Raw genomic sequence first — 13,789 nt, 5'->3', positions numbered from 1 at the left:
GACACCCAGTGGAGTGCTTTATGTTTAAAAACCTGCGTTGGACCATCGTGTTCCTGCTGTTCATGGTCTACATGATCAACTACCTCGATCGCGTGGCGCTGTCGATCACCGTGCCGATGATCGAACAGGATCTGATGCTGAACGCCGAACAGTTCGGTCTGATCTTCGGCAGCTTCTTCTTCGGCTACGCCATTTTCAACTTCGTCGGCGGGCTGGCGGTCGACCGCTTCGGCCCGACGCTGGTGCTGGGCGTGGCGGTCGGCCTGTGGTCCATCTTCTGCGGCATGACGGCGATCGCCACCGGTTTTTACTCAATGCTGATCCTGCGCGTCCTGTTCGGCATGGCCGAAGGGCCGATCTGCGCCTCGGCCAACAAGATGATTAACGGCTGGTTCCCGAAGAAACAGGCGGCGACCGCCGTGGGCCTGCTCAGCGCCGGTTCGCCGTTGGGCGGCGCGGTGGCCGGGCCGATCGTCGGCTATCTGGCGCTGGCGTTCGGCTGGCGGCCGGCGTTTATGATCATCTGCGCCATCGGCATCGTCTGGATGCTGGTGTGGTTCTTCGTGGTGGCGGATAACCCGGCGAAAAGCCAACGCGTCAGCAACGAAGAACGGGCGCTGATCGCACGGTTGAAACAGGAAAATCTCGGCGAGGAAAGCGCCTTGAGCGACGCTCCGCACGGGCTGGGTTACTACCTGAAGCAGCCGATCATTCTGGTCACCGCCTTCGCCTTCTTCTGCTACAACTACATCCTGTTCTTCTTCCTGAGCTGGTTCCCCTCGTATCTGGTGCAGGCGCACAACCTGAACATCAAAGAGATGAGCCTGACCACGATGATCCCGTGGATCGTCGGCTTCGTCGGGCTAGCGCTCGGCGGCTATATTTCCGACAAGATCTTCAACATCACCGGCAAATTGCTGCTGTCACGCAAGATCGTGCTGGTCACCAGCCTGCTGGCGGCGGCGGTGTGCGTGGCGTTGGCGGGCACCGTCAGCAGCGTGGTGCCGGCGGTGATGCTGATGTCGGTGTCGATCTTCTTCCTCTACATTACCGGCGCTCTCTACTGGGCGATCATCCAGGACGTGGTGCATAAATCCCGGGTCGGCGGCGCCAGCGGGTTCATTCATTTGATCGGCAGCGTCTCCGGCATCATCGGGCCGATCGCCACCGGCTACATCGTGCAGAACACCGGCAAATTCGACAGCGCCTTTATGCTGGCGGGCGGCGTCGCCGCGCTGGGCGCGCTGCTGGTGCTGCTGGTGATCAAGGCGCCGCGCGCAACGGCGGGCGTGCAAATCTTAAAACCCTAACGCCAGACGGGGCGGCTTCGCCCCTTTGCTTACCTCTCCAGGGACATTGAACATGAGACTTTCCGACCACAGCGCGCTGCCGGCCGCCGTTATCCGGCCCGGCTACGCACGTGAGCGCGTGAAACCGCGCATGGCGCATATCGGCTTCGGCGCGTTTCACCGCGCGCACCAGGCGATGTACGCCGACAGGCTGGCCAGCGAGCACGGCAGTGACTGGGGCTACTGCGAAATCAGCATGCAGCACGGCCGGCAAAAGATCGTCGATCTACGGCAACAGGACCTGCTGTTCTCGGTGTCGGAGATGGACGACGACGGCTGGCGGGGCCGGGTCATCGGCGTGGTGCGCCAGGCGCTGCACCTGCAAACCGACGGGTTAGCGGCGGTGCTGGCGGCCCTGACGCAGCCCGAGATCGCCATCGTCTCGCTGACCATCAGCGAAAAGGGCTATTGCCACCACCCCGCCAGCGGCCGGCTGATGGCGGAACACCCGGCGATCGCGCATGATATCGCCCACCCGGCTCAGCCGCAGTCGGCGCCAGGGCTGCTGCTGGCGGCGCTGCGCCTGCGCCGTGAACACGGGCTGCCGCCGTTCGCCGTGATGTCCTGCGATAACATGCCGGCCAACGGCCGGGTCACGCGCCAGGTGCTGGTCGAACTGGCGCAGCGGCAGGATCCGGCGCTGGCCGACTGGGTGCGTCAAGAGGTCGCCTTCCCTTCCACCATGGTGGATCGCATCGTGCCGGCGGTAACGCCGGAGGCCCGCCGGCAGTTGCGCACCTGGCTGGGCGGCGTCGAAGATGAGGTCGGCGTAGCCTGCGAGCCGTTCAGCCAGTGGGTCATTGAGGACCGATTTCCCCAGGGGCGCCCGGCCTGGGAAAAGGTCGGCGCCGAACTGGTGAGCGACGTGCTGCCGTACGAGGAGATGAAGCTGCGCATGCTGAACGGCAGCCATTCGTTTCTCGCCTACCTCGGCTACCTGGCCGGTTATCAGCACGTCGGCGATTGCATGCAGGATGCGGATTTTGTCCGCGCCGCCCGTCACCTGATGCTGGCGGAACAGGCGCCGACCCTGCAGGTGCCGAACGTCGATTTGGCGCAGTATGCCGACTCGCTGCTGCAGCGTTACCGCAACCGTGCGTTGAAGCACCGCACCGCGCAGATCGCCATGGACGGCACGCAGAAGTTGCCGCAACGGCTGCTGGACGCGATCCGCTGGCATCTGGCGCGCGGCAGCCGCTTTGACTGCCTGGCGCTGGGCGTCGCCGGCTGGATGCGCTACGTCGGCGGCCGCGATGAACAAGGCGAGCCGATCGCCATCAGCGATCCGCTGCGCGAACGCCTCGCCGCGTTGGTCGCCGGCAGCGAGGAAGGCCGGCCCCGCGTCCTGGCGCTGCTGCAACTCGACAGCGTCTTCGGCCGCGATCTGCCCGATTCGCCTGACTTCGTCCACGCCGTCAGCCACGCTTATCACCAATTGCTGAGCCGGGGGGCCAAAGCCGCCGTCGCCGCTCTGCCGCTTACCGACCGGGAGGTTTCCGATGACCGTCACCACGCATAACGCCGTCAATACCGGCAATCAACCGCTGCTGCGGCGCGTCGCCAGCGCTTCGGCCATCGGCACCGCCGCCGAATACTATGATTTCTTCGCCTACGGCACCGCCGCGGTGCTGTTCTTCGGCCAGCTGTTTTTCCCCAGCGCCGATCCGCTGATCAGCACGCTGGCGGCCTTCGCCACCTACGCGGTCGGTTTCCTGGCGCGTCCGCTGGGCGGCATCGTGTTCGGCCACATCGGCGACAAGGTCGGCCGCAAGAAGGCGCTGGTGATCACCATCCTGATCGTCGGCCTCGGCACCTTCTGCATCGGCCTGCTGCCCACCTATGAGCAGATCGGCATCTGGGCGCCGATCGCGTTGATCTTTATCCGCGTGCTGCAGGGCTTCGGCGTCGGCGGCGAACAGGCCGGCGCGGTGCTGATGACCGCCGAATATGCGCCGCCGCCGCGGCGCGGCTTCTACGCCAGCTGGGTGCAGATCGGCGCGCCGGCCGGCTTCCTGCTGCCGTCCGGGCTGTTCGCGCTGCTGACCGCCGTGCTGTCACCGGCGCAAATGCTGGACTGGGGCTGGCGCATTCCGTTCCTGCTCAGCCTGCTGCTGGTGCTGGTCGGGCTGTTTATTCGCCTGAAGATCGACGAATCGCCGGTGTTTACCCAGATCCGCGCCACCAAAGCGGTGGAGAGCCGGCCGGTGGTGGAAGTGGCCCGCCGCTATCCCGGCCTTATCGCCAAAGGGGTGTGCGCCAAGCTGATCGAAGCCTGCGCCTTCGCCATGTTCACGGTGATCGTGCTGGCCTACGGTAAGGCCAACCACCTCAACGAAAGCATTCTGCTGGAGGCGATGATCGTGGCGGTGCTGCTGGAGATTTTCGCCATTCCGCTGATGGGCCGCCTCTCCGATCGGCTGGGGCGCAAACCGGTTTACATCGCCGGCGCGCTGCTGCAGGTGGTGTGCATCGTGCCGTTCTTTATGGCGATCAACCTCGATAATTTCTGGGTGACGCAGAGCGCCATGATTGTAGTGCTGACCTTCGGCCACAGCATGTGCTACGCGCCGCAGGCCTCCTACTTCCCGGAACTGTTCCCCACCCGCGTGCGCTGCAGCGGCATCGCGCTGATCTGGCAGATCGGCTCGCTGATCGGCAGCGGCATTCTCGGGCTGCTGGCGGTGAAGATCCTGCAGGTGACCGGCGGCCATTACTACGGGCTGGCCGGCTACATGATGGTGCTGGGCGTGGTGTCGGCCCTCGGCCTGAGCCTGATGCCGGAAACCGCGCCAGAGCGGCGCAAGCAGGAGTATCAGGATTGGCATCACTGAGTTACCCTGCCCGGCGGGTGGATTTATCCCCCCGCCCTCAACCAATAATCTGCTAGTATGGTGGCATTCGAATTCCAGCCAGATGCCTGATTGTCGCCATGTCTGAAACGTACAGTCTCACCAACAACGTCCCGGTCAACCAGCAGATCTATCGCTTCCTGCGCAAAGATATCGTCGACTGCACCATCCCCCCCGGCACCCTGCTGTCCGAGAAAGAGATCTCCACCCGCTTTTGCGTTTCGCGCCAGCCGGTGCGCGAAGCCTTCATCAAGCTGGCGGAGGCCGGTCTGGTGCAGATCCTGCCGCAGCGCGGCACCTTCGTGATGAAGATTTCCGCCAAGCGCGTGGCCGACGGGCGCTTTATCCGTCAAGCGGTGGAATGCGCCATCGTGCGCCGCGCGGCTGAGCGCGCCACTCCGGCGCAGCTGATGACGCTGGAGCATAACCTGCACCGTCAAGAGCTGGCGGCGCAGAACGGGCAAACGCGCGAATTTTTGGCGCTGGACGACGAGTTCCACCAGCTGCTGACCCAGTTTGCCGACTGCCCGCTGGCGTGGGAGACCATCGAAACCATCAAGGCCACCATGGATCGGGTGCGTTTCCTCAGCCTGAGCGAAGTCTCGCCGCCGGAGAGCCTGATCAAGCAGCACTACCGCATCTACGAAGCGCTGAAAGCGCGCGATGCCGAGGCGGCGGAGCGCGCCATCCACGATCATCTGCAGGAGATGATCTACTCCATCACCCCGATCGCCCTGCAGAACACCGAGTGGTTCGAGATCGAATAATCAACCGCTTAGCAAGCCGGGGGCGATCGCCCCCGCGTATTTGGCCACGCCAATGGCATTTCCTCTCAATCGCATCTATTGTTTGTCCTTGCCGGATCAAGTTCGGTAGCATCGCTTTACAGCTTCAATCACCGCTTTTTACTGCGCCGGTGGTCAAAAACCCTTGCATTGCCGGTGTATGAAGAAGCTTAATCGGGAGTGAATCATGACTGATATTGTGCAGTTGCTAGGAAAGGAAGCGGAAGATCTGCTGCAACACCGCTGTACCACTATCCCCGCCGAGAATCTCTACCTGCCGGGCGCCGACTTCGTCGACCGCGTAATGATCGATAACAACCGCCCCAACAGCGTGCTGCGTTCGATGCAAACCCTGTTCAACCACGGCCGCCTGGGCGGCACCGGTTATCTGTCTATCCTGCCGGTCGATCAGGGCATCGAGCACTCCGCCGCCGCCTCGTTCGCCGCCAACCCACTGTATTTCGATCCGAAGAACATCGTCGAGCTGGCGATTGAAGCCGGCTGTAACTGCGTCGCTTCCACCTACGGCGTGCTGGCGTCGGTATCGCGCCGCTACGCGCATAAGATCCCGTTCCTGGTCAAACTCAACCACAACGAAACGCTGAGCTACCCGACCCAGTACGACCAGACCCTGTACGCCAGCGTCGAGCAGGCGTTCAACATGGGGGCAGTGGCGGTCGGCGCCACCATTTACTTCGGCTCCGAACAGTCGCGCCGCCAGATCGAAGAGATCTCGATCGCCTTCGAGCGCGCGCATGAGCTGGGCATGGTCACGGTGCTGTGGGCCTATCTGCGTAACCCGGCGTTCAACAAGGACGGCGTGGACTACCACTCCAGCGCCGATCTGACCGGCCAGGCCAACCACATCGCCGCCACCATCGGCGCCGACATCGTCAAACAGAAAATGGCCGAAAACAACGGCGGCTACCGCGCGGTGAAATTCGGCTATACCGACGACCGCGTCTACACCAAGCTGACCACCGATCACCCGATCGATCTCGTGCGCTACCAGCTGGCCAACTGCTATATGGGTCGCGCCGGGCTGATCAACTCCGGCGGCGCCGCCGGTGAGAACGATCTGCAGGAATCGGTGCGCACCGCAGTGATCAACAAACGCGCCGGCGGCATGGGCCTGATCCTGGGGCGCAAGGCGTTTAAGAAATCGATGAAAGACGGCGTGGCGCTGATCAACGCCGTGCAAGACGCCTACCTGGACAAGAAGGTCACCATCGCCTGATGTGACGGACCGTCTGTCCCAAAGCCCGGTTCGCCGGGCTTTTTTGTGCCCGTTATCCCGCCTCACGCGCCGTTCACCTTCTCTTTCTTTCACTTTAAACTTTCAAAATAAAATATTTATCTTTCAAATTGTGATCTATTTAAAACAAATAGCCCAACAAAGTGACTACTGTAAGGCCCATGGCGACAGAGCCGCCGTTCGCTCCAGGCCATATCAGTCCATTACAGGAGAACATAATGATTGAGCTAATCACCCACGGCGCCGAGTGGTTTATCGGCCTGTTTCAGAAAGGCGGTGAAGTGTTTGTCGGCATGGTGACCGGCATTTTGCCCTTGTTGATCAGCCTGTTGGTTATCATGAACGCGCTGATCAAATTTGTTGGCCAGGAACGTATCGAACGATTGGCGCAGCGCTGCGCGGGCAACCCCGTTTCGCGTTATCTGCTGCTGCCGCTGATCGGCACCTTTGTCTTCTGCAACCCGATGACCCTCAGCCTGGGGCGCTTCATGCCGGAGAAATACAAGCCGAGTTACTACGCGGCGGCCTCCTACAGCTGCCACTCGATGAACGGCCTGTTTCCGCACATCAACCCCGGCGAACTGTTCGTTTACCTCGGCATCGCCAGCGGCCTGACCACCCTCGGCCTGCCGCTCGGCCCGTTGGCGGTGAGCTATTTCCTGGTGGGGCTGTTCACCAACTTCTTCCGCGGCTGGGTCACCGATCTCACCACCAGTCTGTTTGAACGCAAGATGGGCATCCGTCTGGATCGCCAGGTGCAACTTTAATTCGTGGAGTGCAGCATGAGTGCTTATATCCGTATTGAAAAAGGCGCCAGCGGCTGGGGCGGCCCCCTGGAGCTGCCGATAGAGCCCGGCAAAAAAGTGGTGTACATCACCGCCGGCACCCGGCCTTCCATCGTCGATCGCCTCAGCGAATTGACCGGCTGGCCCGCCGTCGACGGTTTCAAAGAGGGCGAACCGCCGGCGGAAGAGATCGGCGTGGCGGTGATCGACTGCGGCGGCACCCTGCGCTGCGGCCTGTACCCGAAACGCCGCATTCCGACGGTCAACATCCATGCCACCGGCCAGTCCGGCCCGCTGGCGCAGTTTATCCTCGAAGACATCTATGTCTCCGGCGTGCGTGACCACAACATCAGCCGAATCGACGCGGCGGAGAACCCACCCGCCGCCGCGGTTGCAGCGCCGCCCAAGGCGCGCGACTACGACACCAGCAAGAAGATCACCGAACAAAGCGACGGGCTGCTGGCGAAGGTCGGCATGGGCATGGGATCGGTGGTGGCGGTGTTCTTCCAGGCCGGACGCGACACCATCGACACCGTGCTGAAGACCATTCTGCCGTTTATGGCGTTCGTCTCGGCCTTGATCGGCATCATCATGGCCTCCGGCCTCGGAGACTTTATCGCTCACGGCCTGACGCCGCTCGCCAACAGCCCGATCGGCCTGGTGACGCTGGCGCTGATCTGCTCATTCCCGCTGCTGTCGCCATTCCTCGGCCCCGGCGCGGTCATCGCCCAAGTGATCGGCGTGCTGGTCGGGGTACAGATCGGCCTCGGCCATATTCCGCCGCAGCTGGCGCTGCCCGCGCTGTTCGCCATCAACGCGCAGGCCGCCTGCGACTTCATTCCGGTCGGCCTGTCGCTGGCGGAAGCCAAACAGGACACCGTGCGGGTCGGCGTGCCTTCAGTGCTGGTTGGGCGCTTTCTGACCGGCGCGCCAACGGTCCTGATCGCCTGGGCCGCCTCGGCCTTTATTTATCAATAGCATGATTTCCAGGGAGACGTTTATGCACACCATTTTTCATACCACCATCACGCAGATCGGCGGCTGCGCCCGCGACGCGTTGCTGGACAACATGCTGATCACTTTCCGTGAAGGCGCGCCGGCGGATATCGAAGAGTTCTGCTTTATCCACCGCCACGGCGCAACCGCCGGCGAGCTGCAGGTCGGCGGCGTGATGGAACTGGCGCAGCAGCGCTACGCCATCACCGCCGTCGGCAGCGTCGCCACGCAGAATCTGCGCGAACTGGGCCACGTCACCGTGCGCTTCGACGGCGAAGCCGAAGCCGAATTCCCCGGCTCGATCCACGTATCCGGCCCGACGCCGACTGATATCCCGTTGGGCAGCACGCTGTCATTTATCGCATAAGGAGTAGACCATGTCTGAAGTAGCTGTAGTGATTGGCGGCGGCCAAACGTTAGGCGCCTTTTTGTCCCACGGGCTGGCGCAGGCCGGTTATCGGGTGGCGGTGGCCGATCTGAACGCCGACAACGCCAATCGGGTGGCACAGCAGATCAACGAAGAGTACGGCACAGGCAGCGCCTGCGGTTTTCAAGCCGACGCCACCGACGAGCAGAGCGTGATCGCGCTGGCGACGGCGGTTGACCGGGCGTTCGGCCAAGCCAACCTGCTGGTGTACAGCGCCGGCATCGCCAAGGCGGCGCCAATCACCGATTTCCCGCTGGGCGACTTCGACCGCTCGCTGCAGGTGAACCTGGTGGGCTATTTCCTCTGCGCCCGCGAGTTCTCGCGCCTGATGATCCGCGACGGCATCGCCGGGCGCATCATCCAGATCAACTCCAAGTCCGGCAAGGTCGGCAGCAAGCACAACTCCGGCTACAGCGCCGCCAAGTTCGGCGGCGTGGGGCTGACGCAGTCGCTGGCGCTCGATCTGGCGGAGTACGGCATCACCGTGCATTCGCTGATGCTCGGCAACCTGCTGAAGTCGCCGATGTTCCAGTCGCTGCTGCCGCAGTACGCGCAAAAACTGGGCATCGCGCCGGACCAGGTGGAGCAGTACTACATCGACAAGGTGCCGCTGAAGCGCGGTTGCGACTATCAGGACGTACTGAACACCCTGCTGTTCTACGCCAGCGATAAGGCCTCTTACTGCACCGGCCAATCGATCAACATCACCGGCGGCCAGGTGATGTTCTGACGCCATCGACGCCCCCTTCCACGGAAGGGGGCCTAAGGAGAACCCCATGACACAAGCTTTGATCGCCTTCGCGCTGCTGGCCTGGCTGCTGCAAATCGCCTTCGGCTGGTGGCAACTGCAACGTTTCAACCGCGCCTTCGACGGCTTATGCCGACTGGGCGCCGTCGGCGTCGGCCGCTCCGGCGGCCGTTTTCGCCCGCGGGTGGTGCTGGCGCTGGCCTTCGACGCCGATCGGCGGGTGTGCGGCAGCCTGTTGCTGCGCGGCCTGACCGTTTTCGCCCGGCCCCGCCCGCTGCCTCATTTGCACGGTTTGCATCAGCGGGATTTGCGCCCGGATGTGATCTTCCCCGAGGATCGCGCATGCCAGTCTGCACTATCGTTAGCGATTGACCCCAAATCGTGATATTTTCACATTAAAAGACATTACCTTTCATAGTGAATTATTCAGCGAGGGGAAATGCCCAACTCTTGTGAACGGGAATCGCGATGAAACCAAAGCAGCGGCAGGCCGCTATCCTTGAATATCTGCAGCGGCATGGCAAAACGGCGGTGGACGCCCTGGCCGAGCATTTCTCCACCACCGGCACCACCATCCGCAAGGATCTCACCCTGCTGGAAGAAGAAGGCGAGGTGATCCGCACCTACGGCGGCGTGGTGCTCAGCCGCGACGACGGCGATCAGCCAATCGACCGTAAAACCCATATCAACACCGAGAAAAAGCGCCGCATCGCCAGCGCCGCCGTGGCGCTGATCGCCGACGGCGACTCGCTGATCTTCGACGCCGGCAGCACGGTGCTGCAGATGGTGCCGCACCTGGCGCAGTTCAATAACATCACGGTGATGACCAACAGCCTGACCATCGTCAACGCGCTGGTGGAACTGGACAACGATCAGACCATCCTGATGCCCGGCGGCACCTACCGCAAAAAATCGGCCTCGTTCCACGGCAGCCTGGCGGAATCGGCGTTCCAGCAATTCAGCTTCGACAAGCTGTTTATCGGCGCGGACGGCGTCGATCTCAACGCCGGCGTCACCACCTTCAACGAAGTGCACAACGTCAGCAAAGCGATGTGCGAAGCCGCCGGCCGCATTATTCTGTTGGTTGACTCCTCGAAATTCGGCCGCAAGAGCCCGAACGTGGTGTGCGAACTCAGCGCCGTCGACACGCTGATCACCGACCGAGACATCAACCCCGATTACCTCGCCGCCCTGCAGGCGAAAGGCATCAATATCATTCTGGTAGGAGACCCCGATGAGTAACGCCAACGCCCTGCTCGCCTTCGCCCGCGAAACGCTGGAGATCGAGTTGACCGAAGCGCAGCGCCTGCTGGCGCGCCTGGATGACAACTTCGTCTGCGCCTGCGAGCTGCTGCTGAACTGCCGCGGCAAAGCGGTGATTTCCGGCATCGGCAAGTCCGGCCATATCGGCAAAAAAATCGCCGCGTCGCTGGCCAGCACCGGCACGCCGTCATTCTTCGTGCATCCGGCGGAGGCGCTGCACGGCGATCTCGGCATGATCGGCGCCGACGACGTGGTGGTGTTCATCTCCTACTCCGGCCGCGCCAAAGAGCTGGATCTGATCCTGCCGCTGCTGGCGGAGAACGGCATTCCGGTGATCGCCGTTACCGGCGGCAAAGAGTCGCCGCTGGCGCAGGCCGCGGCCTGCGTGCTGGATATCGGCGTCGAGCGCGAAGCCTGCCCGATGGGGCTGGCGCCCACCTCCAGCGCGGTCAACACCCTGATGATGGGCGACGCCCTGGCGATGGCGCTGATGCGCCAGCGCGGCTTCAACGCGGAAGACTTCGCCCGATCGCACCCGGGCGGCAGCCTGGGCGCGCGTCTGCTGAACCGCGTGCATCACCTGATGCGCACCGGCGATCGCCTGCCGCGCGTGAGCGAAAGCGCCAACGTGATGGAGGCGATGCTGGAACTGAGCCGCACCGGGCTGGGGTTGGTGGCGGTCTGCGACGCGCAGCAGCGGGTGGTGGGCGTATTTACCGACGGCGACCTGCGCCGCTGGCTGGTGAAGGGCAACAGCCTGCAGGATCCGCTCAGCCCGGCGATCACCCGCCCCGGCTATCGGCTGCCAGAGCAGTGGCGCGCCGGGGAGGCGCTGGAAGCGCTGCACGAACAACACATCAGCGCGGCTCCGGTGGTCGATATGGACGGCGTGCTGGTGGGGGCGCTCAACCTGCACGATCTGCATCAGGCCGGCATCGGCTGATCAACGCCGGGGGCGCCATCACCGGCGCCCCCCGGTCAGATCATTTCCAATCGGGATTGTTCTCGAACTGCTGCTTCAGCAGCGCTTTCATGTCGTCATTCGGCTTGCCGAGCCACTGGTACTTGGCATACTTCTTCGGATGATCGACGGCTTCCGGCCGATCTTCCACTTCCACCCGCACGCCCCAGGCCTGGGATTTGTCCGCGCTGAACGCCACGATCAAAAAGTTATTGCCGCAGTCGTGGGGCTTGCACAGGTTGCCGACCAGATACTCTTTGCCCTTCCAGTTCAGATTCTGCGCCGGCGTAGAGGTGCCGACGCCCTTGCGCGCCCAGCCCGGCATCCGCGCCTGGCCTTTCACCATGTTTTGCCAGCTGGCCTGATACCCCGGCTGCTGAATCAAATCCGATGTGGTGACGATTTGTTGGGCAAAGCTGCCCGCGCTGAAGCTGAGCAGTGCGCCAAAGAGGGCGCAACGCAGCGCCTGGTGTCCCGTCATAGTCCTTCTCCCTAGGTTAAATCAGGTTTCGCCCATAAAACCGGGCCTGAACTAGTCAGACCACGGTTGCGGCAAAAAGTTGACTCACCACCAGGCGTGAAAATGATGCACCGGCCCGATGCCGTGCCCCACTTCCAGCGTATCCGCCTGTTGCAGCGCTTGTTGCAGGTAACCCTTGGCGGCGGCCACCGTGGCCGCCCAGTCGGCATGGCGCGGACGCAGCGCCGCCAGCGCGGCCGAGAGCGTGCAACCGGTGCCGTGGGTATGGCGGGTGGCGACGCGCGGCGCGGTAAAACGCTGCTCTCCTTCGGCGGTAAACAGCCAGTCCGGGCTCTCGCTTTCGCTCAGGTGGCCGCCCTTCATCAGCACCGCCCGGCAGCCCATCGCGAGCAGCGCCCGCCCCTGCTCGCGCATCTGCGCTTCATCTTCCGCCGGCGCGCACGCCAGCAGCGCCGCCGCTTCCGGCAGGTTCGGCGTAATGATCGACACCAGCGGCAACAGCTCGCGTCGAATCGACGCCACCGCCTCCGGGGCCAGCAACGGATCGCCGCTTTTCGCCAGCATCACGGTGTCCAGCACCACGAATTCCGGCCGGTAATGGCGCAGCCGTTCGGCCACCGCCTGCACGATATCGGCGTTGGCCAGCATGCCAATCTTGACGCTGTCGATGCGCACGTCGCTGAACACCGAGTCCAGCTGCGCGGCGACGAACGCCGGATCGATGTAATACACCGACTGCACGCCGCGGGTATTCTGCGCCACCAGCGCGGTGATCACCGAGGTGCCGTAGGCGCCAAGCGCCGAGAAGGCCTTCAGATCGGCCTGAATGCCGGCGCCCCCGCTGGGATCGGTGCCGGCGATGGTCAGCGCGTTAATGCGTTTCATCACAGATCCTCCCCGCGCAGCTGATACAGGGCGTCGAGGAACGCCGGCGTAAAGCTGCCCGGCCCGGCGGCCTGCCTGGCCGCGAGGCCGCCGCAGTGGGACATCACCCGGCAGGCGGCCGCCACGTTGTCCAGGCGATCGCCCGGCAGGGCGCAAAACGCCGCCGCCACCGCCGACAGCGCGCAGCCGGTGCCCACCACCCGCGTCATCAGCGGGGAGCCGCCTTCGATCGCCCAATCGCGTTGGCCGTCGGTGACGTAATCCACCGCGCCGGTGACCGCGACTACCGCGCCGCTGCGCTGCGCCAGCTCACGCGCGGCGGGCAATGCCGCCAAGGAATCGTCGCCGCTGTCCACGCCGCGGCCGCTGGCCAGCAACCCGCTGAGCGCCATGATTTCCGAGGCGTTGCCGCGTATCGCCGCCGGTTTCTCGTCCAGCAGCTGTTTGGCGAAGGCGGTGCGGTAGGAGAGCGCGCCGACCGCCACCGGATCCAGCGTCCAAGGCTTGCCGGCCCGATTGGCGGCGGCCACCGCCGCGCGCATCGATTCGGCGCGCAGCGCGTTGAGGGTGCCGACGTTGATCAGCAGGCCGTCGGCCAGCGCGCTGAACTGCGCCGCCTCTTGCGGTTCCACCACCATCGCCGGGGAGGCGCCGAGCGCCAGCAGCACGTTGGCAGTCAGCGATTGCACCACTTCGTTGGTCAGGCAGTGGATCAGCGGAGGCCGCTGTTGGAATTGAGTCAGGCAGGCCGCGGCGCGAGCGCCGGGTAGTGCATCAGGTCGAGCGATCATATTCCTCCCAACCGGCGTTCAAGAAGGCGGCGCCGGTTGGGCGGCCGTGACTTCCCTACGCTGGCATTATCCAGATCAGGTAATACGGGTATTTCTCAGCCTTCACGCAGAAGGGCACCCCGAGTCATGAAAATCAATAGGTTGTGATCAACGTTGCGTTAATCCCTGAGCGGGATCATGCCAGCGGCGGCGCGGACAAACAAGCGAATAAATT

Annotated in this window: 15 protein-coding genes and 1 riboswitch; of the genes, 12 read left to right on the top strand and 3 right to left on the bottom strand. The window is 63.5% G+C overall.

Annotation, left to right across the window (positions count from 1 at the left end):
* Positions 1–20: 20 nt before the first annotated feature.
* The 12 genes from ACJ8PL_RS22100 to gutQ all read left to right on the top strand — a co-directional run bounded on the left by ACJ8PL_RS22100 (position 21) and on the right by gutQ (position 11,400).
* Positions 21–1,310, top strand: coding sequence for an MFS transporter (locus ACJ8PL_RS22100; protein ID WP_015378745.1), 1,290 nt, complete (start codon positions 21–23; stop codon positions 1,308–1,310).
* A 52-nt stretch (positions 1,311–1,362) separates the two neighbouring features.
* The gene (locus ACJ8PL_RS22095; RefSeq protein WP_442531393.1) at positions 1,363–2,868 is read left to right on the top strand and encodes a mannitol dehydrogenase family protein; all 1,506 of its coding nucleotides are present in this window, start codon (positions 1,363–1,365) and stop codon (positions 2,866–2,868) included.
* Entirely contained in the window at positions 2,849–4,180 is a 1,332-nt protein-coding gene (locus tag ACJ8PL_RS22090) for an MFS transporter (RefSeq protein ID WP_079452368.1), read from the top strand. Before ACJ8PL_RS22095 ends, ACJ8PL_RS22090 begins: the two co-directional genes overlap by 20 nt.
* Before the next feature lie 98 nt (positions 4,181–4,278).
* Positions 4,279–4,965, top strand: coding sequence for a GntR family transcriptional regulator (locus ACJ8PL_RS22085; protein ID WP_016926696.1), 687 nt, complete (start codon positions 4,279–4,281; stop codon positions 4,963–4,965).
* A 205-nt stretch (positions 4,966–5,170) separates the two neighbouring features.
* Positions 5,171–6,220 carry a class I fructose-bisphosphate aldolase gene (fbaB, locus tag ACJ8PL_RS22080; protein WP_015378749.1) on the top strand — a complete coding sequence of 350 codons (1,050 nt, stop codon included), beginning with the start codon at positions 5,171–5,173 and terminating at the stop codon, positions 6,218–6,220.
* 236 nt (positions 6,221–6,456) lie between these two features.
* Positions 6,457–7,005, top strand: coding sequence for a PTS glucitol/sorbitol transporter subunit IIC (srlA, locus tag ACJ8PL_RS22075; protein WP_004941528.1), 549 nt, complete (start codon positions 6,457–6,459; stop codon positions 7,003–7,005).
* A gap of 15 nt (positions 7,006–7,020) precedes the next feature.
* Complete coding sequence (srlE, locus tag ACJ8PL_RS22070; RefSeq protein WP_115436400.1) at positions 7,021–8,001, top strand: PTS glucitol/sorbitol transporter subunit IIB; 981 nt, start codon at positions 7,021–7,023, stop codon at positions 7,999–8,001.
* A gap of 22 nt (positions 8,002–8,023) precedes the next feature.
* Entirely contained in the window at positions 8,024–8,386 is a 363-nt protein-coding gene (srlB, locus tag ACJ8PL_RS22065) for a PTS glucitol/sorbitol transporter subunit IIA (RefSeq protein ID WP_033639642.1), read from the top strand.
* 10 nt (positions 8,387–8,396) lie between these two features.
* Complete coding sequence (srlD, locus tag ACJ8PL_RS22060) at positions 8,397–9,176, top strand: sorbitol-6-phosphate dehydrogenase (protein ID WP_028127783.1); 780 nt, start codon at positions 8,397–8,399, stop codon at positions 9,174–9,176.
* Positions 9,177–9,222: 46 nt separating this feature from the next.
* Positions 9,223–9,579: a transcriptional regulator GutM gene (gene gutM / locus ACJ8PL_RS22055; protein ID WP_016926693.1), complete on the top strand. Its 357-nt coding sequence runs from the start codon at positions 9,223–9,225 to the stop codon at positions 9,577–9,579.
* 83 nt (positions 9,580–9,662) lie between these two features.
* Positions 9,663–10,436 carry a glucitol operon DNA-binding transcriptional repressor SrlR gene (gene srlR, locus ACJ8PL_RS22050; RefSeq protein ID WP_016926692.1) on the top strand — a complete coding sequence of 258 codons (774 nt, stop codon included), beginning with the start codon at positions 9,663–9,665 and terminating at the stop codon, positions 10,434–10,436.
* Positions 10,429–11,400 carry an arabinose-5-phosphate isomerase GutQ gene (gene gutQ, locus ACJ8PL_RS22045; RefSeq protein WP_016926691.1) on the top strand — a complete coding sequence of 324 codons (972 nt, stop codon included), beginning with the start codon at positions 10,429–10,431 and terminating at the stop codon, positions 11,398–11,400. The genes srlR and gutQ overlap by 8 nt, the downstream gene beginning before the upstream one ends.
* Positions 11,401–11,440: 40 nt before the next feature.
* On the opposite strand, the gene ACJ8PL_RS22040 is transcribed toward gutQ, so the two are convergent.
* The 3 genes from ACJ8PL_RS22040 to thiM all read right to left on the bottom strand — a co-directional run bounded on the left by ACJ8PL_RS22040 (position 11,441) and on the right by thiM (position 13,575).
* A complete protein-coding gene (locus ACJ8PL_RS22040; RefSeq protein ID WP_033639640.1) occupies positions 11,441–11,899 on the bottom strand; it encodes an inhibitor of vertebrate lysozyme family protein in 459 nt (152 codons plus the stop codon).
* Between the two features lie 84 nt (positions 11,900–11,983).
* The gene (thiD, locus tag ACJ8PL_RS22035) at positions 11,984–12,784 is read right to left on the bottom strand and encodes a bifunctional hydroxymethylpyrimidine kinase/phosphomethylpyrimidine kinase (protein WP_033639638.1); all 801 of its coding nucleotides are present in this window, start codon (positions 12,782–12,784) and stop codon (positions 11,984–11,986) included.
* On the bottom strand, positions 12,784–13,575 hold the full coding sequence (thiM, locus tag ACJ8PL_RS22030; protein WP_028128367.1) for a hydroxyethylthiazole kinase: 792 nt from the start codon (positions 13,573–13,575) through the stop codon (positions 12,784–12,786). Before thiM ends, thiD begins: the two co-directional genes overlap by 1 nt.
* Positions 13,576–13,610: 35 nt before the next feature.
* A riboswitch (TPP riboswitch) is annotated at positions 13,611–13,707 on the bottom strand.
* Positions 13,708–13,789 lie beyond the last annotated feature (82 nt).

The organism is Serratia sp. CY83965, from assembly GCF_052166375.1.
GTDB classification, from domain to species: domain Bacteria; phylum Pseudomonadota; class Gammaproteobacteria; order Enterobacterales; family Enterobacteriaceae; genus Serratia; species Serratia marcescens.
Note: the sequence above shows the minus strand (reverse complement) of the source record. Positions and strands in the feature narration are given on the sequence as shown.

Coding starts and splice junctions, on each gene's coding strand:
- ACJ8PL_RS22100 (WP_015378745.1), top strand. CDS start 21: ATGTTTAAAAACCTGCGTTGGACCATCGTGTTCCTGCTGTTCATGGTC.
- ACJ8PL_RS22095 (WP_442531393.1), top strand. CDS start 1,363: ATGAGACTTTCCGACCACAGCGCGCTGCCGGCCGCCGTTATCCGGCCC.
- ACJ8PL_RS22090 (WP_079452368.1), top strand. CDS start 2,849: ATGACCGTCACCACGCATAACGCCGTCAATACCGGCAATCAACCGCTG.
- ACJ8PL_RS22085 (WP_016926696.1), top strand. CDS start 4,279: ATGTCTGAAACGTACAGTCTCACCAACAACGTCCCGGTCAACCAGCAG.
- fbaB (WP_015378749.1), top strand. CDS start 5,171: ATGACTGATATTGTGCAGTTGCTAGGAAAGGAAGCGGAAGATCTGCTG.
- srlA (WP_004941528.1), top strand. CDS start 6,457: ATGATTGAGCTAATCACCCACGGCGCCGAGTGGTTTATCGGCCTGTTT.
- srlE (WP_115436400.1), top strand. CDS start 7,021: ATGAGTGCTTATATCCGTATTGAAAAAGGCGCCAGCGGCTGGGGCGGC.
- srlB (WP_033639642.1), top strand. CDS start 8,024: ATGCACACCATTTTTCATACCACCATCACGCAGATCGGCGGCTGCGCC.
- srlD (WP_028127783.1), top strand. CDS start 8,397: ATGTCTGAAGTAGCTGTAGTGATTGGCGGCGGCCAAACGTTAGGCGCC.
- gutM (WP_016926693.1), top strand. CDS start 9,223: ATGACACAAGCTTTGATCGCCTTCGCGCTGCTGGCCTGGCTGCTGCAA.
- srlR (WP_016926692.1), top strand. CDS start 9,663: ATGAAACCAAAGCAGCGGCAGGCCGCTATCCTTGAATATCTGCAGCGG.
- gutQ (WP_016926691.1), top strand. CDS start 10,429: ATGAGTAACGCCAACGCCCTGCTCGCCTTCGCCCGCGAAACGCTGGAG.
- ACJ8PL_RS22040 (WP_033639640.1), bottom strand. CDS start 11,899: ATGACGGGACACCAGGCGCTGCGTTGCGCCCTCTTTGGCGCACTGCTC.
- thiD (WP_033639638.1), bottom strand. CDS start 12,784: ATGAAACGCATTAACGCGCTGACCATCGCCGGCACCGATCCCAGCGGG.
- thiM (WP_028128367.1), bottom strand. CDS start 13,575: ATGATCGCTCGACCTGATGCACTACCCGGCGCTCGCGCCGCGGCCTGC.